20 protein-coding genes are annotated in these 24,529 nt (G+C 59.4%); 12 read left to right on the top strand and 8 right to left on the bottom strand.

Annotation, left to right across the window (positions count from 1 at the left end; genetic code table 11):
• The first annotated feature begins 94 nt into the window (after positions 1–94).
• The gene (tspR, locus tag AAEZ03_RS12760; protein WP_123751215.1) at positions 95–691 is read left to right on the top strand and encodes a type III secretion system genes modulator TspR; all 597 of its coding nucleotides are present in this window, start codon (positions 95–97) and stop codon (positions 689–691) included.
• Positions 692–719: 28 nt separating this feature from the next.
• Here tspR and AAEZ03_RS12755 read toward each other — a convergent pair whose 3' ends face one another.
• The 8 genes from AAEZ03_RS12755 to AAEZ03_RS12720 form a co-directional block, all read right to left on the bottom strand.
• The gene (locus AAEZ03_RS12755) at positions 720–1,373 is read right to left on the bottom strand and encodes a hypothetical protein (protein ID WP_123751214.1); all 654 of its coding nucleotides are present in this window, start codon (positions 1,371–1,373) and stop codon (positions 720–722) included.
• Between the two features lie 120 nt (positions 1,374–1,493).
• Complete coding sequence (locus AAEZ03_RS12750; RefSeq protein WP_350579109.1) at positions 1,494–2,213, bottom strand: hypothetical protein; 720 nt, start codon at positions 2,211–2,213, stop codon at positions 1,494–1,496.
• A 118-nt stretch (positions 2,214–2,331) separates the two neighbouring features.
• Positions 2,332–3,117, bottom strand: a complete 786-nt coding sequence (locus AAEZ03_RS12745) for a hypothetical protein (protein WP_123751212.1) — start codon at positions 3,115–3,117, stop codon at positions 2,332–2,334.
• 318 nt (positions 3,118–3,435) lie between these two features.
• Positions 3,436–5,103, bottom strand: coding sequence for a precorrin-3B C(17)-methyltransferase (cobJ, locus tag AAEZ03_RS12740; RefSeq protein WP_350579106.1), 1,668 nt, complete (start codon positions 5,101–5,103; stop codon positions 3,436–3,438).
• Positions 5,100–5,831 (bottom strand): precorrin-2 C(20)-methyltransferase, encoded by a 732-nt coding sequence (locus AAEZ03_RS12735; RefSeq protein WP_153336804.1) that lies wholly within the window; start codon positions 5,829–5,831, stop codon positions 5,100–5,102. Before AAEZ03_RS12735 ends, cobJ begins: the two co-directional genes overlap by 4 nt.
• The gene (locus tag AAEZ03_RS12730) at positions 5,831–6,457 is read right to left on the bottom strand and encodes a precorrin-8X methylmutase (RefSeq protein WP_123751209.1); all 627 of its coding nucleotides are present in this window, start codon (positions 6,455–6,457) and stop codon (positions 5,831–5,833) included. The genes AAEZ03_RS12735 and AAEZ03_RS12730 overlap by 1 nt, the downstream gene beginning before the upstream one ends.
• Positions 6,450–7,700 (bottom strand): precorrin-3B synthase, encoded by a 1,251-nt coding sequence (gene cobG, locus AAEZ03_RS12725; RefSeq protein ID WP_502947926.1) that lies wholly within the window; start codon positions 7,698–7,700, stop codon positions 6,450–6,452. The genes AAEZ03_RS12730 and cobG overlap by 8 nt, the downstream gene beginning before the upstream one ends.
• 171 nt (positions 7,701–7,871) lie before the next feature.
• The gene (locus AAEZ03_RS12720; RefSeq protein ID WP_350579102.1) at positions 7,872–13,127 is read right to left on the bottom strand and encodes a dermonecrotic toxin domain-containing protein; all 5,256 of its coding nucleotides are present in this window, start codon (positions 13,125–13,127) and stop codon (positions 7,872–7,874) included.
• A gap of 168 nt (positions 13,128–13,295) precedes the next feature.
• Here AAEZ03_RS12720 and cbiE point away from each other — a divergent pair, with 168 nt between their 5' ends.
• The 11 genes from cbiE to AAEZ03_RS12665 all read left to right on the top strand — a co-directional run bounded on the left by cbiE (position 13,296) and on the right by AAEZ03_RS12665 (position 24,459).
• On the top strand, positions 13,296–14,507 hold the full coding sequence (gene cbiE / locus AAEZ03_RS12715) for a precorrin-6y C5,15-methyltransferase (decarboxylating) subunit CbiE (protein ID WP_350579100.1): 1,212 nt from the start codon (positions 13,296–13,298) through the stop codon (positions 14,505–14,507).
• Entirely contained in the window at positions 14,500–15,597 is a 1,098-nt protein-coding gene (locus AAEZ03_RS12710) for a cobalt-precorrin-5B (C(1))-methyltransferase (protein WP_153338188.1), read from the top strand. The genes cbiE and AAEZ03_RS12710 overlap by 8 nt, the downstream gene beginning before the upstream one ends.
• Positions 15,594–16,322, top strand: coding sequence for a cobalt-precorrin-6A reductase (locus AAEZ03_RS12705; protein ID WP_350579097.1), 729 nt, complete (start codon positions 15,594–15,596; stop codon positions 16,320–16,322). The genes AAEZ03_RS12710 and AAEZ03_RS12705 overlap by 4 nt, the downstream gene beginning before the upstream one ends.
• A 48-nt stretch (positions 16,323–16,370) precedes the next feature.
• On the top strand, positions 16,371–16,673 hold the full coding sequence (locus tag AAEZ03_RS12700) for a type II toxin-antitoxin system RelE/ParE family toxin (protein ID WP_262126350.1): 303 nt from the start codon (positions 16,371–16,373) through the stop codon (positions 16,671–16,673).
• 3 nt (positions 16,674–16,676) lie between these two features.
• Positions 16,677–16,967, top strand: a complete 291-nt coding sequence (locus AAEZ03_RS12695; RefSeq protein WP_123751203.1) for an addiction module antidote protein — start codon at positions 16,677–16,679, stop codon at positions 16,965–16,967.
• 110 nt (positions 16,968–17,077) lie between these two features.
• Positions 17,078–17,476, top strand: a complete 399-nt coding sequence (locus AAEZ03_RS12690) for a DUF2946 domain-containing protein (protein ID WP_048366527.1) — start codon at positions 17,078–17,080, stop codon at positions 17,474–17,476.
• Between the two features lie 47 nt (positions 17,477–17,523).
• Positions 17,524–18,018: a copper chaperone PCu(A)C gene (locus AAEZ03_RS12685; protein WP_350579092.1), complete on the top strand. Its 495-nt coding sequence runs from the start codon at positions 17,524–17,526 to the stop codon at positions 18,016–18,018.
• A 21-nt stretch (positions 18,019–18,039) separates the two neighbouring features.
• Entirely contained in the window at positions 18,040–18,447 is a 408-nt protein-coding gene (locus tag AAEZ03_RS12680) for a DUF2946 domain-containing protein (protein WP_350579090.1), read from the top strand.
• A 100-nt stretch (positions 18,448–18,547) separates the two neighbouring features.
• Positions 18,548–20,638, top strand: a complete 2,091-nt coding sequence (locus AAEZ03_RS12675; RefSeq protein ID WP_350579087.1) for a TonB-dependent copper receptor — start codon at positions 18,548–18,550, stop codon at positions 20,636–20,638.
• Between the two features lie 155 nt (positions 20,639–20,793).
• The gene (locus AAEZ03_RS12670; protein WP_350579084.1) at positions 20,794–22,170 is read left to right on the top strand and encodes a PepSY-associated TM helix domain-containing protein; all 1,377 of its coding nucleotides are present in this window, start codon (positions 20,794–20,796) and stop codon (positions 22,168–22,170) included.
• Between the two features lie 165 nt (positions 22,171–22,335).
• Positions 22,336–24,459, top strand: coding sequence for a TonB-dependent receptor (locus tag AAEZ03_RS12665; RefSeq protein ID WP_350579081.1), 2,124 nt, complete (start codon positions 22,336–22,338; stop codon positions 24,457–24,459).
• Positions 24,460–24,529 lie beyond the last annotated feature (70 nt).

Here is a 24,529-nt window from a genome sequence, read left to right as displayed (position 1 = left end):
GCCGCTGTGGCCGCAGGGTCTTTTTAACACCGCCCGACAGACCGCCAAACCCCTGATAGACTTTCGACGACTTCCTGCGATGTGAGCTCAGACCATGCTGCATGTTTTGTTCAGTGTGTACTTGAAGATGCTGGTGCTCTATAGCCCGTTCTTCGTACTGTCGTGTTTTATCAGCCTGACACGCGGTTACTCGAACAAGGAGCGTGGCCGCCTGGCGTGGAAAGTAGCGCTGGCAACCGTGATTTCCAGCGTGCTGCTCTACTTGTTTGGGCGCATGATTTTTAGCGTTTTCGGCATCACTGTCGATGCCTTCCGCATTGGCGCCGGCAGTGTCTTGTTCATCTCGGCGCTGGGTATGGCCCAAGGCAAGTCTGCCGTGCAAAGCGACAATGTTCAGCAAGACGTCACCATTGTGCCGCTGACCATTCCGATCACCGTTGGCCCCGGCACCATTGGTGCGTTGCTGGTGATGGGCGTTAGCCAGCCCCATTGGGATGACAAGCTGATGGCAATCACCAGTATTGTCATGGCCAGCCTCACCGTCGGGTTGGTGCTGTATTTGTCCAACAGGATCGAACGCATTGTCGGCGAGCAGGGCTTGCAGATTATCAGCCGTTTGATGGGACTATTCGTGTGCGCGCTTGCGGCGCAAATTATCTTTACCGGGATAAAAGGCTACTTGGTGTCTTGAGCGGTCAGTCCCTGCCCCGCTCAAGGTATCAATGGCTCAGCAATCTGAAAAAGTTATCTTGCAAGCCGGCCAATTGCTTCAAAACATCGTCCCGGTATCTGTCGTAGTCTTTGCGAACCAGATAAAAGGCTGACCAGCCCAAGCCCACATCGAGCACATCGGTTTTACGGATAGTGCGTCCATCGAACAATATGTTTTTTACATCACGCCGTGACGTGATGTGCATTCCGGACACATAGATGTAGTTGCCCAAGGCCTGGCGGAACTCGCAGGGTACAAACTGATAGTAAGCAACAGCCCCGCTTCGGCTACGCGACTCAAAAATATCCTGAGCCACGGTGTTCAACCGTAAAACTTCGATGGATGCCTTGACCGACCTTCTCAGCGAAGCATGCTTTATACCCTGCAAGTTATGCAGCGCAGCCTCTTCCAGATCGTCGTAAACCTGCTTGTGTGGAACGGTGGCGTCCAGCATCTCGTCATCGGGCGCCCAACCAACTTCAACCAACGTGTTGACGAAGGCTTCGAACCAAGCCTGCATTTGCTGCACACGATGAAAGCGCTTGTCGGCAGTCAGTTGCGCCAACGCAATACTGTTCATGATGTCTGTTTGATCTTGGGCCTCAACACCGGGCACAAACGACACCACGCTGCTGCCCGCAATAACTGCCCGGTTACTCATGACGATGCCCCTTTGGGGCACAGGCCACTGGAAATAGGGACATGGGTGTTACTCAATAGTAGTTCGTAGCTCACATCGCACTCCTTGTGCTTATCCCCAGCCATCCAGGTGCTGCATCCCTCAGGGGGCTGTGATGACAATCTCGGGGGTCAGTTCGAGGTTCACAATTTGGGTGGCATCAGCCCCATCAAGGCCGTCCACAACTCTGTCACGAATACGGCTGAACGCCGACGCATCCAACTCATACTCGGAGACTGACAACGACATGGCCCCGATAACATCCTTACCTTTTAAAGATTGATCGAATAAGTGTTCATCCAAGAGTTGGTGCACAGAAAAACCGACTTGAACATCGATCATGTGGGCTTTAGGGCTGATCACACTGACGTTTAAATAAACGTCTGAAACCAACGGGGTCTTGAGCAATGAATCTGCCTTCGTCACCCTGAGTACCGAGTCAAAAAATACTGTTTGCGCAGGCGAGTAGTACGACAATGCATTCAAGCCACGACGGATGGCATCTTCCATTACCGAAGGATCATAGTGCGGGGCATGGGCCAACTGATCCATGATCAACGACGTCACATTGATTTTTGCTTCGTTTGCAAGCTCTGGGCGTCTGCCCAGCGAAAAGTGGGTGGACCACTTCAACTCTGATCTCGCGCTGGTCAGTCGCTTGTCCCACACCCCCGCATCAGAAAACTTGTTTGCCCTGACGCTGGCATATAGCTGCGCATACAACTGAATATTAAGAACGTCCTGCTTAAGTTGATCGGATAAAGCTTTGGGCAAAAGGATCAACTGCCCAGAAACGATCTTAAACTCATAGTCCATTATCATTTATCGCACTCCAACATTAACTTACCCGACAGAAAGCGACGCTCAAAGAACGCCGCCCGCAGGACCACTGTCGTGATCCAAGCGATCAAAACAATCGCCAGATTTAATATTTTATTAATTACGACTTTTTCAGAGACATGAAAAAATCATCCTGTTCTTGACCCAAGAACTCTAAAATTTTTGGCTCCACACGTTTATAACTGTCGTAATTCAAGTTAATCATTGTGGCTGCTTTTTGCACTTTCAAGTTGGAACTTTTCCACTTCCAGAACCAGGCCCCACCTTCCCTGGATTTAAACTCGCACTCGAGCCCGGCAAATACGGTAACAGGAATCCCTTGACTGGACTCCAGGCACGGCACGATTTGAAAGCTGCCAACACTGTCGCCCTTACTGTTATTGTCAAATAACGTGATCAGTGCATTATCATTTTTAATCGTTTCGAGTACTCGACCCAACAACGGTAAAATCGCCGCCGCATTAAAACCCGCCACCTGCGCGATGATATCCAGCACCAGACTGTCCATCGTCACATTGATTTTGGAGGTATCGTGATTAACGAATACAAAACTGTTGGAAAACCAGCCGCAATGACTGATGGCTAGCCCATAGGCCTGATACCACTTCATGGCCTCAGTTTTACGAGAAGCCTTCATATCTGCGTACTTTTCCGCAAACTGTACGCTGTACATCACCGCATTACGATTTTCGGCGGAAACACCATCAGCAAAAGCCACAACGATGGGAGACTTGGCGCCTATAAATGCATCTTCATCAGCGCTATGGTTAATCGGCGTCGGTGCGGATTTAAGCCGTGCGAACCTGGGTTGAATTTGAACGGGAAGAGATTTAAAAAACTGCTCTGTTTCATCTTGGCTTGGCAATTGATCTTTAACGAAATCCATAATGACACTCTCCATTTAATTTCATACCGGACTTTCCTCGCCGGGTGAACAAAACTTAGCCCTCCCTTTACTACTTTGCAAAGCACAAGCCCATACCAAATATTACCAGCCAGCAAAACACTGCCTGCACCCCAAACAATCCACTCCATAAATATATAACGCACAGAAAACACGCTTTATTCAGACTTCCAAACGAACACTCCGAACTGAATGTTCCTACTTAACTTTTTAATATTTCACAACGCCCTCATTAACCGCGCAACAAAAACAACAATGGCCCCGCAGGGCCATTGTGTTCAACGTCGATCACTGTCGCAGTTAAGGCTTTTCGCCATACCAACGCGGTGTATATACCCACTCGCGGCCATCGGCTCGCGTGAACGTGCAGGTGGTGGACGACCCGACAATGACCATGGTGCGCATATCGACCTGTTCCGGGGTCAGTTCCCCCAGGGTGGTGACACGTAACGTCTGGCCGGGGCGCCCGATGTCTCGTCCCAGTACCACCGGCGTCTGCGGCGTACGATGCCGCGCGACGATTTCCAGCGCCACGCCCAATTGCCAGGGCCGGGAGCGGGAGATCGGGTTGTAGAACGCCAGAGCCAGGTCCGCCTGGGAAGCCAGGTCGAGGCGCTTTTCGATGATGCTCCAGGGCTTGAGGTTGTCCGACAGCGACATCACGCAGAAGTCATGGCCCAAAGGTGCACCCGCCTGGGCCGCTGTGGCCAGCGACGCCGAGACGCCAGGCAAGATCTCCAGATCCACACTGTGCCATTGCGGGTCAGTAGACTCATGCAGGGCCTCGAGCACGGCAGCCGCCATGGCAAACACGCCAGGGTCTCCCGAAGACACGACCACCACTGAGCGACCTTGCGCCGCCAACTCAAAGGCGTGACGCGCACGCTGCATTTCTTCACGGTTGTCGGTGCAGTGCAGCACTTGGTCAGCCCGGAACGGCCCGGCCATGCGCACGTAGGTCTCGTACCCCAGCACATCATTGGCCCGCGCCAGCTCGGCCTTCACCGCGGGCACCATCAACTCGGCGGCTCCTGGGCCCAGGCCGATCACGGCCAAACGCCCGCGTGCACGCCCGATGTGCAGTGGGTCCAGCGGCGTATCCGCCACGCCCACGCTCACGCCATTGGCAAGTTCACGCCAGGCGGCTGCCACGACGGGCTCATACGCACTGACAAAACGCAGTGGCACCGCCAGTTCGCTGGCCGCCTCGCGCAGCCCGGCACTGGCCATAAGGCTGTCATCGGCCACCACACAGGCCAGGGATTGCCAGGCCAGTTGCGCCTCATGCAACGCGTCGCGCAGTTCCTGAGCCGACACTTCCTGCACGACTTTAAGCAGGACGCTGCGCGGGTAGATCAGCAGTTCGTTGGCCGACGGCTCGCGCTCGGCATGGCCAACGTGAATCGCCAGACGCGCTTGCTGGTCTTCGGGCAATTGCGCCTGCGCCAACCAGGGCGCCTCACCTTCAATGCGCACCGGCTCACCGGCAAGCAAATCCGAGACAAAGCGCTTGCCCAATTCCAGATCGCCCAAGGCATAGCCGCTGGGCGGGTTCAGCAAGCAGGTGCCAAACCGCAACTCACCGCTGGTGGTGATGGCAGGCGCCACCCCCAAACCCGCCGCGAGTGTACGTGCCAGGTCATTCACGCCACCCAGCCCGCCCAGCAGCGGTACCACTGCGCTGGCGTCTTCGGCAACCGCCAGCACCGGCGGCTCGGCACCTTTTTCCAGCAACAAGGGTGCAAGGGTGCGGATCACAATGCCTGCCGCGCAGAGCGCAATAATCGGCGTGTCCTGCTGATACAACTGACGCAGGTTGGCGCCGAAGTCGCTGTAAGTACGATCCGCACCGTCAACGCGATCCACCAGGCCATGGATCACGGCCTGTGGATAAAGCTGCTGGATGCGTCGCGCCGTGGCCAGGCTGCCATTGCCCAGAATCACAATGGCCGGGGCTGGGCGACTCATCCTTGCCACCGTTCGCCAGGCACGATGATCAGTGAGAAGTACGGCGAAGACATCGGGTCTACGTCATTGAGCGGGACGATTTTCTGATTGCTCATGGTCGCGCGCTCGACGTACAGCGCACGGTCAGCCAGGCCCAGTTCGGCCAGCACTTCGCGCACTTTATGAAAGTTGCGACCCAACTTCATGATCACCGCCGCATCGGCATCGGCCAGGCGACGCTTGAGATCATCGTGGGGCAGCACGCCCGACAACACCGACAAACTCTGGTTGCGGTACACCAATGGCACGCCCAGTACCGACGCGCCACCGAGCATCGAGCACACACCCGGCACAACCTGGGCTTCAAAGCGTTCCGCCAGGCGATCATGCAGGTACATGTAAGAGCCGTAGAAAAACGGGTCACCTTCGCAGATCACTGCCACGTCACGGCCAGCCTGCAGGTGCGCAGCAACTTCTTCGGCGGCCTGGTCATAGAAGTCGCTGATGATCTGCTCATATGACAGCGGCTCGGGCAGCACTTCAGTGGTCACCGGGTACACCAGCGGCATTTGCGTTTGTGCCGCTTGCAGGTGGGCTTCGATGATGCCGAACGCGTTGCCTTTTTTGCCTTTGGCCACAAAGTACGCCACCACCGGCGATTCGCGCAGCAGGCGCAAGGCTTTAACCGTAATCAACTCTGGATCGCCCGGGCCCACGCCCAAACCGATCAAACGTCCTGGTTGCGCCATTATTCGATCTCCGTCGCCAAGGCGTTAACGGCAGCAGCGGCCATCGCACTGCCGCCACGACGGCCCTGCATCACCACGAACGGTATGCCACGGCTGTCTGCGGCGAGCATGGCCTTGGATTCGGCGGCACCGACGAACCCCACCGGAAAACCAAGGATCAGCGCAGGCTTCGGCGCCCCGGCATCGATCATTTCCAGCAGGTAAAACAGCGCGGTCGGCGCATTGCCAATCACCACCACACTGCCTTCCAGGTACGGGCGCCACAGTTCCAGGGCGACAGCAGAACGGGTGTTGCCCGCCTCGCGGGCCATCTCGGCAACGCCGTCTTCTTTGAGGGTGCAAATCACTGCGTTATTGGCCGGCAAACGCGTGCGCGTCACCCCTTCCAGCACCATGCGTGCATCACACAGAATCGGCGCGCCAGCGGCCAGCGCATCACGCCCGGCCTTGCCGGCACCCGGCGAGAAGCACAGGTCTTCGACGGCATCGACCATCCCGCATGCATGAATCACCCGAACGGCCAGTTTTTCAAGGTCCGCCGGGATGTGCGCAAGGTTGGCCTCGGCGCGAATAATGGCGAACGAATTGCGATAGATCTCTTGACCGTCGCGGATGTAATCAATCATCGGTGTTGCTCCGTTGGCGGGCTTCAAGCCAAGCACCCGCCGCTTCAATAGTAAGATTGCGTTCGCGCAGAACACCGAAACCGGCGTGCTCTGGTGCGCGTAAATAAAGGTCGTAATGACCGGGCGCCACGGCCAATAAGGTGACCGGCGCCACATGGGCCGCTGCACAAGCGCGCTGGCAGCCCGTCAGGTGAATCGTCTGCGGCTGTGACAGCAGCGACGCGAGGTGACGCGCATCCGCTTTGGTGTCCGCCAGCCCCTTGGCACAGGCACTGGAGCCGGTACAGGCAATCAGGTGGCCCAGCGGGGCTTGCGCTTCGCAGAGCAGGCCCAATGCGTTCAGGCACTGCGTGAGCAACGCCGCGTCCTCGGCCCGCACATCAGGCAGCAACACGCTTTGCCAAGGGGTAAAGCGCAAAGTGCCATTGCCATACTCGCTGGCCAATTGCGCCAGGCCGTTGAGCATCGTCGCATCCAGTCGCCCCAACACCGGCGCGGCGCCCACGTGGACACGCGCGTGCTCACGCTGTGGATAAGTACCGATCGGGCTTTGCACCATCGGCCGGTCACGCCGCCAGTTTGTTAGCGCGGCAATGGGTACCGACATGCGCAACGCGAGTTGCTCAACAAAGTCGGCCGCTGAGAGGTCTTTAAACAGATGACGCATGCGTGTCTGCTCAGGACGCGCCACGTCCAGAAACAGCGTGAGTACAGCCATCACCAACTCATGCCCGTGCTCAAGAGGCACCGCCCCCAGCGGCGCATCGTGCGCCGGGCAGCCCGCCAGGCCAAACGCCAGCAGGGTTTGGCCGTTGCACACGAACGCCGACAGCCACAGATCATGGTGATGTTCCAGCATCGCCAAGGCTTCTGCGCCATCCAGTTGCACGGCAAACTTGGCCGACAACTCGGCAAAACGCGGGGTGCTCTCAAGACTGGCCAGAATCTGTCGCGCCAAAGGCCAGGTGTCGATGGTTTGCTGCGGGTCGATCCCGGCCGTCGGGCTGAGCATCAGGTTACGCACATCGTCACTGGCCGCATTGGCAGGCCCAAGCCCCGCCGCCAGCAAGGGCTCAATCAGCGCGGCATGTTCAGTGCCGACCCCGCGAATTTGCAGGTTGCTGCGATTGGTGGCTTCAATCACGCCACTGGCATAGCGCTGCGCCACGTCGGCCACGGCGTGCGCCTGTTGCGCGGTGATCACGCCGCCCGCCAGCTTGACCCGGCAAATCCCGCCGTCCATCGCCTGGACGATGCGCAACAGCCCCGGGCACCCGGTCGGGCGTACAGGAGACGTCGCTGAGAGTTCAGATGGCAGGGGCACGTGTCGGTCCAGAGCAGGCAATGCGCTATTGCAGGTCGCGCATTATGCCTGCTTTGGGCAACCGCATGAAAAGCTTGCCGGACGGAATGCCTAGACCGGCTTGCTCACTTCAGGCACAACCGGCTGCACACGCCCCAATCGAGTGATCAACAGCACCACCGTGTCGGCATTGGCCAGCATCAATTCGACCCGTTTGACCGGGTCATCGGTAAAGATCGACCGGGCTTCGGCCAAGGTCTGTACCCCGGTAATCGCCTTGACTTTGGCCTTGCCCGGATTGCTCGGAATATCCGCCCAGGTGTGCTTCTCGACATCAAATTGCTGAAACAGATACTCAGGCTGCAAGTGGGGTGAGTGGCACTCCTGAATAATTTGATTAAACGATCTGAGCTGATTGCCAAACTCGGTGGTGTCGTCCAACAGATCGTCGTAAGGAAACCCGGGATTCAGGTAGTTGATATCTTCGGTGTTTAACACCCCATGACTGACTTCGTGCAGCAGAAAAGACGCGCGGTAATGCGTATTGACGGCAAAAGGCGGGTCTGTGGGTTTGAGGTACGGCTGGCTCAAGGCTTGAGGCGTGTCAAACAGCGTGGTGAAAAAACGTTCACTCAGAAACAAGCGATTGTGCGTGTCCCAGGGATGAACCCAGGCCACCGCCTTGTCGTTGAAACGCGAGCGACACACCACATAGTGGCTGGAGGTCAGTGGCGACAAGTCAGGGTGTAGAAACCGCGTCAACATCGGTTCAATGGTTCGATTCAGCCGATCCAGCACGTGCGGTTCAAGGCTGGGCACATCAAAAAAATCCTTGATCAGCTCGCGATGCGCAGCATTGTCGGCACCAGGTTCGTTCAGTGTGTGCAGGGCATTCTGGCAGCGCTCCAGATAAGTGACGGCTTGGGCGTGGGCGTCGCGAATGGCCAAGGCTTTATCCGGGAACTGACGCTGGATGCTGCCCATGCCCGTCGCCTGGATCTCATGGGTGATGCGATCAGCCAACGCCGCCGTGGTCGACATGACCGGCCCGCCACCCAGCAGCGGCTCATTGGGATCCAGCTCCCAGAGCTTGCGCGCATTGAGTTTAATCAGCGGGCCATCACGCCCCTCGCCAATATCAATACGCCAGCGATTGCGCCAGGCCTGTACCCGAAACAGGCAACCATCCAGATGCACATAGAGCAGCTTTGTCTGCGGGTGACTGAACAACTGCGTCTGCGGCTCTGTGCGCAAATCCAGCAGCGTCACATCATGCACCTGAAAGGGTTCCAGCCCGACGCGTTGCTGTGCTGTCAGGCGAACCGGTTCGACTATTGTTTCAACTGGCGCATGGCTGACCAATGACGGGCGTGACACGCCATAAACGCTGGCACACAGCGAGAGCAACGTTGCGAACTCGGCCACGGATTCACCCCAATCGCCTTTTTTTGCGGCTTCGACGCCTTGGGTCAACCAGCCCAGTGACTGCCAGACCACTAACGGAATATTGAGCCTGGCGGGCAGGAACATCAGGGCGCTGGTGATGACGAGTGACATCAAGTACTTGAACGCCTCCCAATCGGCCTGCGCCGTGGTTTCAGTTTGCGCCGCAGCCATTTTTAGCAACGCTTCGTAGTTGTCTTTGTACATCACCCTGAAGAGATTGCCGGCAATCGGGGTTCTGGCCAGGGTCGGTGGCAGTGCCTTGAGCAGCAGCCAGTTCAGCGAGGAATCCCCATAACGCGCCAGATGTGGCTCGACAAAGCCGCCATGGTCATAAACTTTGCGGGTATAGGGCGCGATGCGTTGCAGTATGTCGGCTTGAAGCTCTGTATTGACGCCCAAATCAGCGAGCAAGGCCGCGTCATTGGCGTAGGCCTTGAAGGTAAAGCGCTCGCTGTAGGTGATCCAGAGAACTTGTGGGCCTGACTTTGGCTCCACCGGGCCAATGATATAAACGCCCCTGACTGGATCCGGGTCGGCGCCGGGCTCTTCTATCAATTCAAAGGGCCGCACAGTGATGTACACCCGGTCCAGAGACTCGCGCGCCGCGCCGTCAGGCATGCTGACGACATGGCAAATATAGCGGTAGGCGGTTTCAAACTCCGGGTCCTGCAGTTTTTGCCGCATGGCCTGCTCCAGCATCTGCACGGCCAGTTGCTCGGCAAACTGCTGCTGACGCAGGGCAACACCCTCCCGGCCAGGTGCCAGCATGGTTTTTATAAGGTCCTGATAATGTGTGCCAAGGTCCAGTTCCCGCACCAATCGGCGCACATAGAGCGCATTGAAAGTAATGGGTAGCGCGCCACCCTCTCGCAACCGCACAAACATCACGCCCTCGTTAATAAGATGCAGGCCGCTCAAGGCGAACCGAGTGAAGGACTGCACACTGTGTGTGGTCGCAGCAGGCAGAAATGACGGCGTGCTGCCGACCGGTACAGGGGCCGCAAGGTAAGTATCGATGACGACCTCAATGTCTTCGGGATTGAGGTTGACTCCCGGAAAATCCAGATTCAGACGTGCCGTCAGCACCGCATTTGAATACACCGACAATAGCGGGATGTTGTGCAGATAACTTTGAACGGCCTCTGTGCTGCGCTGATACCGTTGCAAGACATCGGCATAAGCCTTCTGATCGGCGGCGCTGGCAGACTTCAACCACTCAGGCAGCGAAGCCTTGAACAGTTGCAGACGTGCCATTTCGCTGACACGCGCCACTTGCACGCCCGCCCTGCCGGCCAGCACAACACTCTTGAAACTGTTCTCAAAGCCCTGACCCGAAAATGGCGTCTTCACGGCAAGGCTGCACACATGCCGGGTATCGGCCAGCAACTGGTTGATAACGGTATTCTGGCTCTGGCGAGTGAAGTCCTCCTCAAAGCGCTCGAAGTAAAACCAATCGTTTTGCCCGGCCGGGTGCCACAGTGATGTGCCCTCCAGATAACTGACAACCCGCGCCTGCTCTGAGGCATTCACATGGGCCAGTAGCCCCCAACGCAAGTCCTTGTCCATCAGGCGGGCTTCGAGCATGGCCTTGCACGCGTCCACCGATTCAAAACTTTCAAAGCCCCAGGCCGGCCCCCAGAACACGGCACGCCCTGCATTGTCTGACTCCAGGCCGCCACGCTGGGTAAACAGTAAGCAATTGGTGATGTCCAGCAGGCTTGCGGAACCATTAAAAGACACGCCTGGCGCAAACACATCCGGCACAAATTGATCCAGCGCCGGGCGCTGATCACTGATCGGGTAGCCCAATACCACGTCAAGCACAGCCCGATCAGTGGTTTGAAGATGGTTTTCCAGACTCAGCAGGCGCAACTCTGCCCGCAACATGACCATTCTCAAGGTGCTGAGCCTGTCTACCAGCGCATCAGGACCCTGCGCTGTATACGGGGCGTGAAAAAAAGCCCATTGGCGCTGCACCATGAGTTGCACAAATGACGGCGACGCTTGTTCCAGCAGCGTCAGCAGCTTGGTTGCGGCCAATAGCCGGGTCGGTTTGAGCTCTCCGTTAGCTAACGGCTGCATGAAGACTTGAATCAGATCCGGGTTCTGCGGCAACGGCTGATACCCTGTCACCCGCTCCAACAGCGCCTCGACCAGCGACAGTGAGCGAACGGGTACAACGCTCGGCTGCGGCGCTTGATCAAATACTTGAACCACAAGCCGGTGCACATCCGAGGGGGCATGCCCGTGGGAAACCAGCAGCGTTTGCAGGCGAGCCGTTGCAGTCGTCTTCGCAGTGGGCCAATCACGTAACAGCTCATCCACCTGGGCTTCTAGTCTGGGCAGCTTCACACTCAACAGATCGGCCTGACCACCTTGGCTGCGCGGGGTAAGGGTCAACTCATGTGTGTGAGGCATGAATCGGCTGCTCCAGCGCTCCGGGGGGTTCAGCGCCAAGAGCCCCTGATCAATCAGCTCGCGGACATCCAGCGCATGATCGACCCCCGCCAAAGCAATACGCCTGGCCCTGAACTCTTTGAGTAGAAATACGACGTCACTGGCCTGTTTTTTGTGAATGCCTTGCACACAATCGCTGAACACATCCGTATCAATGTTTTCGACACTCAGGCTCAGTTCTCGCATATCTGCGAGCAACGCGTGTTGGTCCAGCGCTGCATGACGGGCAATGGAGTCGTACAAGGCGGGGGCTCTCAACAGCGACAATATGGCGTCTTTAAGCCGGGCACGTGTTTCAAACTGCTGGAGGCCTTCAGCCCCGCCAAATAAAAAAACGGGTGAATTCAGCCCTGGAAAAAAGATGCAAAACACACCGGACAAGCCTACCTCGCCCTTGTCGGGGTCAAACACGGCCAACCGCGCAACCTGTGCCTGCACGTCCTTATAGGTGCCTGAAAGAACGTGCTGCAACTGAGCAAATTGCGCTGCCGTCACCTTCTGCTCATGCAGGGCTTGCACCGTCTGGTGATAAAACATATCGGCCTGGCGAGCAACGCAATAGTCATACAGCGCACGTCGCGGCAGCGACGCTGGCCACCAGGCGTTACGTAACGCGCCTCGCATGCTGTCTGCCAAGCCCTCGCTGGCTTGTCTGAGCACTCGCTCGAAGCGCCGCTCAATATCACTGGGACTGAGTGAAGCCACGGCCTCTGGCAGGCCCAGGTATTCACGACGGTAGTGCGCCTCAAAGCCTCCTTGCAGGTAGTAATCCAGCGCTATCGCACTCAGACTCGCGGTATTCACATCGCCCTCAGTCAGTGCGCTGCCCCCCAACCGAGTGCTGCGCACCTGAAGCTTCAAGACATCCGTAAACGGCCCCGCAAACTCATTCATCACCGCGTAAGACACGCGCCCATCAAGCACCGAACGAAGTGTCGGCAGCTCCACAAGCGCTTGCAGCGTTTGCTCCTGACAACTGCGCAAAAAGCTCTCTATGGCCTGGCTGACACCGGTCATGACAGGTCCCGACACTTGCCGTGTAACCAGCGACAAATAGCCTGCTTGGGTTAAATAGGGACGTACATCGACGGGACAAAATCGCAGCAGCTCGTCGTTTTCTTGGGTGCTGTCCAACTTCAGTTGCAAGGCCGCTCGCAACGCGCTTTTAGTGGCGAAGCGCTCAAACCTGCCGAGCGCGGTGAATAAAAACACCGCCGAGGCCGGCGCCTGGTCCAGCTTGAGGATCAGCCCGGCAACCCAGTGCACCGGGCGGTAATGGTCGCGGGACAACACCGGGTAATACGCATAAACCGCTTTGGCGCCAGCATCGTCTTGAAGCAGCGAACCCAGTCGCTCTTTTTCGTCAGCATTGATAATGCCGTTGGTCTGGGCGAGGTCGAGGCTTTTGAGATAGGTGTCGTGCAGCGCTTGCGGGGCATAAAAAGGCAAGGAAGGGGTGCTCATGGTTCAGCTCGCAATAGGGATAGGCTTATCCCTGAACGCTACGCTGCCCACAGTGTTGCAAGGCACTACTTAGTTAGCGCGCCAAGGCGCGCTATCATGCGGCCTGTATCCGCAGGCCTTTTGCCCTGATCCCGGATGAACGAACTGCTGTTTGAAATGAGGATTGGCATGTCGCCCTGGCTAACAGTTGTGGGAATCGGTGAAGACGGCTTCAGCGGTCTGGGCAAAAATGCGCGCCGGGCCTTGCTAAATGCTGCTCAAGTGTTTGGTGGCCAGCGCCAGCTCGACTTGCTGCCCGCGTGCATCCGCGCCGAGCGCCTGACGTGGCCGAGCCCGTTTTCACTGGCGCCGGTGCTGGCATTGCGCGGCCAGCCAGTGTGTGTGCTGGCCAGTGGTGACCCGATGCTGTTCGGCGTAGGCGCCAGCCTGGCACGCGTGGTTGAAAACGCCGAGATGCACGTGCTGCCCTCACCCTCCTCTTTCTCGCTGGCGGCTGCACGTTTGGGCTGGGCCTTGCAAGACGTGACTACATTGTCAGTGGTCGCCCGTCCGGTGGCTGCGCTCAATGCTCACTTGCACAGCGGCGCACGCCTGCTGGTGCTGAGCAATGACGGCAGCAGCCCGGCCACCGTTGCGGCGCTGTTGCGCGAACGTGGTTTTGGCCCAAGCCGCATCAGTGTTCTGGAGCACCTGGGCGGCCCGGCCGAACGGCGCGTCGACGCCAGCGCAGACGACTGGAACGACACGCTCGTCGCGGCCCTGAACCTGATCGGCATTGAATGCATCGCCTCGGCCAACGCGCAGCCGTTGTCCCGCGTGGGCGGCTTGCCGGACAGCGCCTTCCAGCACGATGGCCAACTGACCAAGCGCGATGTGCGCGCCATCACCCTCGCCCGCCTCGCGCCCTTGCCGGGGCAACTGTTGTGGGACGTGGGCGCAGGCAGCGGCTCGATTGGTATTGAGTGGATGCGTACCTACTCGAACTGCCGGGCCCTGGCCATCGAGGCAGACAGCGGCCGTCAGCAACTGATCGAACACAACCGTGACGCGCTGGGCGTGCCGGGCCTGCAGCTAATTCGAGGCAAAGCTCCGCAAGCACTGGAAGGCCTGGAGCGTCCGGACGCAATTTTTATCGGCGGCGGTGTCACCCGAGAGGGTGTGCTCGACACCTGCTGGCAACAGCTCAAGCCCGGCGGGCGACTGGTGGCCAATGCCGTCACCCTGCAAAGCGAAACATTGCTGATGAGCTGGCGCGAACGCCATGGCGGCGAACTGACGCGGGTTCACGTCGCCCAGGCCCAACCGCTGGGCGACTTTGATACGTGGCGCCAAGCGCTGCCCATTACCTTGCTAGAGATGACCAAACCCTTTGATGCGTGACGAAACCGCCGAACAACCCGCGCCCCTGCGCAGCGGCCTGACCACCGGCAGTTGCGCCACGGCCACCAGCCTGGCCGCCGCTCGCCTGCTGCTAAGCGGCGTCAGCCATGACGCCGTGGAAATCACCCTGCCCAAAGGCAAAGTGGTAACCATGCGCCTGGAGTTCTGCCGCACGCAGGCCGATGGTGCCGAAGCCGGCACCCTCAAGGACGCAGGCGACGACCCGGACGTGACCCACGGAGCGCTGCTGTACTCACGCGTTCGCCTGCTGCCTGACGCAGGCATCGTATTCGTCGCAGGCCAGGGCGTTGGCACGGTCACCCGTCCCGGTCTGGTGCTGCCCGTGGGCGAACCGGCGATCAACCCGGTGCCGCGCAAAATGATCACCGATCACCTGCAGCAACTGGCCGCCGAGCACCACTATCACGGTGGCTTTGAAGTGACCGTCAACGTCCAGGACGGCGAATCGCTGGCCCTCAAGACCATGAACCCACGCTTGGGCATTCTCGGCGGCCTGTCGATTCTGGGCACCAGCGGCATCGTCCGGCCGTTTTCCTGTGCCGCGTACATCGCCTCGATCCACCAGGGCATCGACGTGGCCAAGACCAACGGCTACCTGCACATCGCCGCCTGCACCGGCAATGCCAGCGAAGACACCATGCGCCGCGTGTATAACCTGCCGGAGATCGCGCTGATCGAAATGGGCGACTTCGTAGGCGCGGTCCTCAAGCACCTGCGCAAAGTTCCTGTGGATAAGTTGAGCCTGTGCGGCGGTTTCGGAAAAATCAGCAAACTGGCCGCAGGCCATATGGATTTGCACAGCCGCCATTCCAGCATCGACTTGCCGCAACTGGCCGAATGGGCGGCTGCCGTTGGCGCTGCCCCCACGCTGCAAGAGGCCATCCGCCAGGCCAACACCAGCCAGCAAGCCCTGGCGATGTGCAGCGCGCAAGGCATCGCTCTGGGTGATGCGGTGTGCCAGCACGCGCTGGACTTCGCCCGCAGCGTGGTACCGGCGTCGGTGCAGGTAGAAGTGTTTGCCATTGACCGCCAAGGCGCCGTTGTCGGCCATGCCGGAGAGTTTGCATGAAACGTATTTTATTGCTCGGCGGCGTCACCGAAGCACTGGCCATTGCCCGCACCCTGGGCCCGCAACACGTTTACAGCCTGGCCGGTGTCGGCCGCGTGCCTACCGATCTGAGCTGCGAAGTGCGGGTGGGCGGCTACGGCGGCGCTGAGGGGCTGGCCCACTACATGGGCGAGCACGGCATCGACCTGCTGCTGGACGCCACCCACCCTTACGCCGCGCAAATCAGCCAGAACGCTGCCCGCGCAGCCGCCCTCAGCGGCGTCCCGTGCTGGGCGCTGCGTCGCCCGGCGTGGGCGCCACAAGCAGGCGATGACTGGCGCGAAGTGGCGGATTGGGCCGAACTGGTTCAGGCCCTCACACCCTTCCAGCGCCCGCTGTTCACACTGGGCCGCGAGCCACTGGAACATCTGGACGAAATCCCGCAACAGCAGTTCTGGACCTTACGCGCCCTCGACGAATACCCCGGCAATGAGCGCTGTGACGTCATCGGCGCCCGCGGCCCCTTCCGGATCGAAGAAGAACGCGCACTGTTTGAGCAACGGCGCATCGACGTCCTGATCAGCAAAAACAGCGGCAGCAGCGCCACCGAACCCAAGCTCGAAGTCGCCCGCGAACGCGGGGTGCCGGTGTTGATTCTCAAGCGGCCGGTGCTGCCTGAAGTTGATCGAGCTTTTTGGGCAGCTAATGAGGCTTTGGAGGCCCTAAAGAGAGAAAGATATTTGTGAATGTGTAATCGCTGGCAGTAATGTATCCTTCGAGATACGTTTCACAGCATGATTACTTTCGAAAAAACACATGAGTTCGCTCAGTGGTTAAGCTCACTGAAAGACAAAATTGGCCAAGCGCGCATCCTTGCACGTCTCAGGGCTGCCGAATTGGGGCACTTTTCAGACTGTGAACCCGTGGGTGATCGCATTTACGAAATGCGCATACATTGCGGGCCCGGCTATAGGGTCTACTACACTCGCAAAGGTAAAGTGATCTATCTGTTACTCATTGGTGGCGATAAAACGACACAAGCGCGAGACATTAAGCGCGCAAAACAAATAGTGCATACATTGGGTAGTGAGGACTAAACCATGACCGAACAACATACCCGCTTTGATACTGCTGACTACCTTAAAACCCCTGAAGAGATGGCAGCCTATCTGGATGCTTGTTTTGAAGAAGATCCCGGTGACGGTAGCTTGATACGCGCAGCGCTCAACGATATTGCCCGCGCCCAAGGCATGAGCCAGATTGCCCGCGACTCAGGGCTTGGACGAGAGAGCTTGTACAAAGCACTGGGCAGCACAGGTAACCCCGAGTTCACAACTATCATCAAAGTCATGAAAGCATTGGGGCTAAAACTCCACGCCACTGCTGCGTAATGCCAACACTGCTGATTAACGCGACATTTCGTCACACACACGGCCTTTTTACTTACGCAGGCCATTCAGGCTAAATAGCCGCCTTGATCGCTTCACTCATGGAATGTGTCATGTCCCGACAACGGTTTGCATTTGCCTGGATCGCCTGCTTCGCAGTGCTGTTCAACATGCTCGCCATGTCGATGGGCGGGGCCATGGCATCCACTGGTAGCGAGCCGGCCGAGCAGGTGATGTGGAGCAGTTTCTGCACCTCCACGGGCACCAAGATGGTGGCCGTGTCGCTGGGCAAGTTTGACACAGCCGACAGCCACAAAGACGATCACTCAAACATGCAGCATTGCTGGTGCTGCTCTGGCTCGGCGCCGCTGGTGGCGCTGCCCGCGCATATCCCCACGCTGTATTTCGCCGCGATTGAACGGGGTCATAGCCAAGTCCCCGACCACCTCAAACGGCCCACCCCGCGCCAGCAATGGCCGAGCCTTAACCCCCGCGCTTCCCCTCTGGTCTGATTCGTCCTCGCAACCTTTTTGCGCCTGAATCATTTCGGAGAATGACCATGTTGAACCTGTCACTGTTCAAGCACGCCGTTATTGCGGCGGCTTTGTTGTTGCCTGCCTGTTTTGCCAACGCCCACGAATACAAAAGTGGTGATCTGCAAATCACTCATCCGTGGTCGCAAGAACTGCCACCCAACGCGCCCACCGTGGCCGCGTACTTTGTGATCCATAACACCGGCAGCACCGCCGACCGCCTGCTCAGCGCCGACACCCCGATTGCCGTGGGCGCCGAGCTGCACCAGCACGTGATGCAAGGCGACCTGATGCGCATGCAACCGGTGACGGACGTCGTCGTTGCCCCCGGTGACACGGTGACCTTCGGGCCGATGGCGTACCACGTGATGCTGGTCGACATTAAAGATCGCAGCCTGCTGCAAGACGGCAAACGCTTCCCGCTGACCCTGCATTTCGAGAAAGCCGGTGACATACCGGTTGAAGTCTCGGTGCAAAAACAGCCCCCTGAAGACAACATGGAACACATGCACGCTCACTAACGACCCCGGGTTTTGAGCTCCATGCGCGCCCCTCGCGCCAGGCACTCCATGTCGCAGATTCGCGGCAGTTGGCTGAGCCTGTTTGCCATGCTGATGATTTTTATCGGCCCGCTGATTTCCCAAGCGGTGCCGATGAATCATCACGGCTCCATGTCGATGCCAATGTCCATGGAGATGGGCATGGGCATGTCGGCGCACGGCGAACACGCCGGGCATCACGCGCCGTCTGCCGAGCACCATGCACTGTGGGAAAAATGCGGTTACTGCACGCTGTTGTTCAGTTGCCCGGCCCTGCCGCACACCGCTGACATCACCCTGTTCGACTCGCTGCGCCCCAAAAGTTATCTGTCACAGCCCACACGGCTGGGGCATGCGCAACAACCGATCTTCCCCGGCGCCCGCGCGCGGGCGCCTCCGGCATTCGTTTAAGCACGTTCACAACATCCTCTACCTGGCCGACCTGCAGGCGCTGCTCTAGACAGCCGCAGGACGTCGGCCGTGTTGTTTTCGCTTGAATACTGGAATGCCTATGTCCCGCTTTACTGCTGCCTCCCGTTTGCCTCACGCCCACACGGTGCTGCCCTTTGCCTTGAGCACACTGTGCTGCGCGTTGCTGGCACCCGCCGCCCTGGCCGCCGAGACACCTGACGAGCACGCCACACACGCCAATGAAATCAGCCCGCTGGTGATTACCGCCATCGCCCCCAGCTCGCCGCTGACCATCGTCACCAACCCCAAAGACCCGCGCCAGCCAGTGCCCGCCAGCGATGGCGGGGATTATTTGAAGACCATCCCGGGCTTTGCCCTGATCCGTAATGGCGGCACCAACGGCGAGCCGATCTTGCGCGGCATGTTCGGTTCTCGGCTCAACATCCTCACCAACGGCGGCCAGATGATCGGCGCCTGCCCCGGCCGTATGGACACGCCAACCTCCTACATCGCCCCCGAAACCTACGACAAACTCACCGTCATCAAAGGCCCGCAAAGCGTGCAGTGGGGGCCGGGTTCGTCAGCAGGTACGGTGCTGTTTGAGCGCGAGCCCGAGCATTTTGGCGAGCTGGGGTCGCGCATCAACGCCAGCGTACTGGCAGGTTCCAACGGGCGTTTCGACAAGACCCTCGATGCCGCCGTCGGGGGCACGCAGGGCTACCTGCGGGTCGTCGGTAACACCGCCCACTCCGACGACTACAAAGACGGTGACGGCCATACCGTGCCGTCGCGCTACGACAAATGGAACGGTGACGTCGCCCTTGGCTGGACCCCGGACGCCGACACCCTGCTCGAACTCACCGCTGGCAAGGGCGATGGCGAAGCCCGCTCGGCCGGACGCGGCATGGACGGCAGCCAGTACAAGCGCGAAAGCCTCGGCCTGCGCTTTGAAAAGTCCAACATCGGCGACGTGCTCGACAAACTCGAAGCGCAGGTCTACTACAACTACGCCGACCACGTGATGGACAACTACACCCTGCGCACCCCGTCCGGCACCGGCATGATGGCCGGGCCCATGGGCGTTAACGTTGACCGGCGCACCCTCGGCGCACGCATCAAGGCCACCTGGCGCTGGGCCGATGTGCAGTTGATCAGCGGCATCGACGCGCAAACCAACGAACACCGCACTCGCTCCGGCATGGGCATCGACACCTACAAGGCGCAGAACTGGACCAAGGACGCCGACTTCCACAACTACGGCGCCTTTGCCGAGTTGACCTGGTACGCCGCCGAGCGTGATCGCGTGATCACCGGCGCCCGTCTGGACCGCGCCTCGGCCAAGGATTTCCGGGCCCGGCTGGGCTCGGGGATGAGGAGCAAACCCAACCCGACCCAGGACAAAACCCGCGCCGACACGCTGCCCAGCGGCTTCGTACGTTATGAACATGACATGGCCAACAGCCCGACCACGGTGTACGCAGGCTTGGGCCATGTGCAGCGCTTCCCGGACTACTGGGAACTGTTTTCGCCCAACTCCGGCCCGGCCGGTTCAGTGAACGCCTTCGACGCCATCAAGCCTGAGAAAACCACCCAGCTCGACGTTGGCCTGCAATACAAAACCCAGGACCTCGAAGCCTGGGTGTCGGCCTATGCCGGGGTGATTCACGACTACATCCTGTTCGACTACACACAAACCAGCTCCCAGGCGCAAAACATCAACGCCCGCATCATGGGCGGCGAACTAGGCGCCGCGTATCAACTGACCGAACACTGGAAGGCCGACGCGACCCTGGCCTACGCCTGGGGCAAAAACACCACGGACGGTAAAGCCCTGCCGCAGATGCCGCCGCTGGACACCCGCCTCGGCCTGACCTACAGCGAAGACGACTGGAGCGCTGGCGCCCTGTGGCGTGTGGTTGCACGCCAGGACCGCATCGACCGCAACGCGGGCAACGTGGTCGGCAAGGACTACGGCAAGAGCGCCGGCTTTGGCGTGTTCTCGTTGAACGGTGCGTACCGCATCAACAAAAACCTCAAGGTCAGCGCCGGGGTCGACAACCTGCTGGATAAAACCTACAGCGAGCACCTGAACATGGCGGGCAACGCCGGGTTTGGCTACCCGTCAAACGACCCGACCGCGATCAACGAACCAGGCCGCACACTCTGGACCAAGGTTGATGTGAGCTTCTAACAATCAGAGCGCTGTAACTCTTTGTGGGAGCGGGCTTGCTCGCGATGGCAGCACTGCGGGGCAACTGAACACCGCGTCGCCTGCATCGCGAGCAAGCCCGCTCCCACGGGATTTGCATTCGACAATAAATCGTTAACTTTGCGGAGCCGCTCCTGATGAGCCAACCCACACCGTCGTTTTACAACCTGGCCTGGCGCTGGCATTTCTATGCCGGGCTGTTTGTCGCGCCGTTCATGATTCTGCTGGCCCTGACCGGGATTATTTACCTGTTCAAACCCCAGCTCGACCCATTGCTCTACGACCACCTGATCAACGTCAGCCCCGGCCACCACCGACTCAGTGCCGACGATCAGCTCCAGCGCGTGCAAGCCACTTATCCACAGGGTCATATCAGCCAGTACCTGCCGCCGATCAACCCGGAGCGCAGCGCGCAATTTGTGCTCAGTAATGCCGGGCGCCAGCTCAATGTGTTTATCAACCCGTACAGCGGCGAAGTGCTGGGCGAGCAAGACGCCAAGCTCAACCTGCAAGCCGTGGCCCGTGCCCTGCACGGCGAATTGATGATCGGCACCCTCGGCGACCGGCTGGTGGAACTCGCCGCTGGCTGGGGCGTGGTGCTGGTGGTGTCCGGCTTGTACCTGTGGTGGCCGCGCGGGCAATCTGCGGCGGGTATCTTGTGGCCGCGCTTGAGCCGTCGCGGCCGGGTCTTGTGGCGCGACCTGCATGCCGTCACCGGGTTCTGGGGCGCAGCCTTGCTGTTGTTCATGCTGATCAGCGGTATGACCTGGACCGGTTTTTGGGGCAAGCAATACGCCGACCTGTGGAACCAGTTCCCCGCCGCCATGTGGAACAACGTGCCCCAATCAGACGTTGAGGCCCGCACCCTCAACAGCGCTGCCCGCCAGACCGTGCCCTGGGCCATGGAAAATACACCGATGCCGGTGTCCGGCGCGCACGCCGAGCACATGGCCCACGGCGCCCACACGTCTGGCCCGGCGGCGCCCGGCATCACCTTGCAAGAGGTGGTCGACACCGCCAGCACGCGCAAGGTCGAACCCGGCTACAGCATCACCTTGCCCACCACGGCGCAAGGCGTGTTTACCATTGCCGTGTTCGCCGACGACCCGCGCAACGACGCCACCCTGCATGTAGATCAGTACACCGGCGAGGTCCTGGCCGATGTGCGTTGGCAGCATTACAGCAACGTCGCCCGCGCCACGGAAATGGGCGTGATGCTGCACGAAGGCAAATTGTTCGGTTCGCTGAACCAGATCGCGATTCTGCTGATCTGCCTGATGATCCTGCTGAGTTCGACCAGCGGCCTGGTGATCTGGTGGAAACGCCGCCCCAAAGGCGGTCTGGGCGTACCACCGCTGCGCCATGACCTGCCGACCTGGAAAACCGGGGTGGTGATCATCCTCGCCCTGGCGGTGGCGTTCCCCTTGGTCGGTGTCTCGTTGATTGGCGTCTGGTTGCTGGACCGCTTACTCCTGCTCGTGCGCTCAAAACCTCAACATGAGCGTGCCTCATAGCGGGCATGAAACATCCGAGATGCGCGATCCAGAGATATGTGGATACTGGCACGCCAGTATCACGCGAGAAATTGTTGTTACTGTGTAACAAAACAATTTAAGCTCGATCACCCGCCGCCAGGAGGCAGCGGGCACACCTCCAGAAAAAAGCGACTCACTGCCCTAATGAACAAGTACCTGCTTTCCAGCCTTTGCCTGCTGGTGGTTAACAGCGCCCACGCGGATGACACCGCGCCGTCCCTGATGCTGCCTGCCGCCACCATCACCGCCCCGCAAATCGATGCCGAGAGCGTCGACCTCAAGACCGCCACCACCGCCGGTTCGCGCCTGAACCTCAGCAGCCTCGAAACCCCGGCCAGCGTCGAAAGCCTGACCGGCGCGCAGATCCGCGCCCGTGGCGACAGCAGCGTGCAGGACGCCGTGACCCGCACCACCGGCATCAGCTTCACCGGCTCGCCGGGCAATGGCGGTTCGGCGTACTCGGCGCGCGGTTTTGTCGGCGAAGGCTCGGTCATGCAACTGTACGACGGCACTCGCATGTACAGCGGCGCGGGCACCGTGACCTTCCCGGTGGATGACTGGTCGGTTGAGCGCATCGACGTGCTGCGCGGCCCGGCGTCGGTGTTGTATGGCGAAGGCGCGACCGGCGCGGTAATCAACGTGATTCCGAAAAAACCGTTCAGCGGTGAGATCGAAAACCACATCCGCGTCGGTTACGGCTCTTACGATCGCCAACAGCAGGCACTGGACAGCGGCGGCTCGCTGACCGACACCCTGAGCTACCGGTTGAACATCAACCACACCCAGAGCAATGGCTGGATCGACCACGGCGATTCTGAAAACACCTTTATCAGCGCGGCCCTGCGCTGGCAGGCCACGGATGATCTGGCGTTTACCCTGAGCCACGACTACGGCGACCAGGAGCCGCAAAACGACTTTGGCGTGCCGTTGATCAATGGCCGTTATCACAAGGGCCTGCGCGACAAGAACTACAACGTCAGTGACGCCAAGTTGCACTACAACGATCAGTGGACGCGCCTGAACAGCGAATGGCGGATCAACGACAACCTGACCGCCACCAACGAACTGTATTACCTCAAGGCCCAGCGCCGTTGGCAGAACGCCGAAAACCACGCTTGGGACGAGGCCAGCCAAACCCTGCTGCGCGGCGGCTATTTCAGCATCAAGCATGAGCAGGAACAGGTCGGCGACCGCCAGACCTTCGCGCTCAGCCATGACCTGTTCGGCCTCAACAGCAAAACCCTGGTGGGCATGGACTACAACCGTATCCACTTCAATTTGCACAGCAACTCGCCGTATCACGACGTGGACGCAGACGGCCAGCCGATCGACCTGTACCACCCGGACCGCGGCCAATGGCAAAGTGCTTCGCCTTACCGCGACCAGTTCACCACCACCACGCAGCAGTTTTCGCTGTTTGCCGAAAACCGCACCGAGCTGACCGATCAGCTGTCGCTGGTGACCGGTGTGCGCCGCGACATGGTGCACCTGGACCGCGATGATTTCTCGGTGGACAACCTCACCACCCGCTCGGACCGCAGCCTGTCGGCCAATAGCTGGAAAGTCGGGCTGGTGTACGAACTGACCCCGGACACCTCGGTTTACGCGCAACAAGCCACCAGCGTCGATGGTGTGGGCGGTTTGATCAGCCTGGACCAGAACCAGCAAAACTTTGGCCTGGCCCATGCGCGCCAGACTGAAGTCGGCTTCAAGCAACTGTTCTGGGACCAGCGCGGCGAGTGGACACTGGCGGCGTATCACATCGTTAAAAAGGATTTGCTGAGCCGTGACTCGGTTACTAAGTTGACTCGACAAATCGGCGAACAGTCTTCCAAAGGCCTGGAAGCCAGCCTTGATCTGCAACTGCCACACCGCTGGCAGCTCCAGGCCAACGCCGCCATCGTCCGTGCGCAATACGACAAATTCGATCAGGGCGGCGTGTCGTTCAAAGGCAACCGCCCCGCCGAAGTACCGCGCCGTACCGCCAACCTGTGGTTGAGCAAAGCCGTGACCGACGACGTGAACGCGGGCGCCGGTGTGCGCTATGTCGACGCGCGTTACGCAGACCTGGCCAACACCGCCGTGCTGCCGAGCTACACCGTGGTGGATGCCACCGTGAGCTGGAAAGCCCTGCCAAAAACCACCCTGGGGCTGCGCGTAAACAATTTGTTCAACCGCCAATACGCCTTAAGCCAATACAATGACGGCCAACAATGGATCATGGGTGAACCGCGTTCGGTCTTCGTGACGGCGGATTACACCTTCTAAGCACAACACATGACCTGTAGGAGCGAGCTTGCTCGCGATCTTTTAAAGATCAAAAGATCGCGAGCAAGCT

It is taken from the genome of Pseudomonas sp. HY2-MNA-CIBAN-0224, assembly GCF_040310285.1.
Taxonomy (GTDB): Bacteria; Pseudomonadota; Gammaproteobacteria; order Pseudomonadales; family Pseudomonadaceae; genus Aquipseudomonas; species Aquipseudomonas helleri.
The sequence above is the reverse complement of the archived record's forward strand: the minus strand, read 5'-3'. Positions and strand labels throughout refer to the sequence as shown.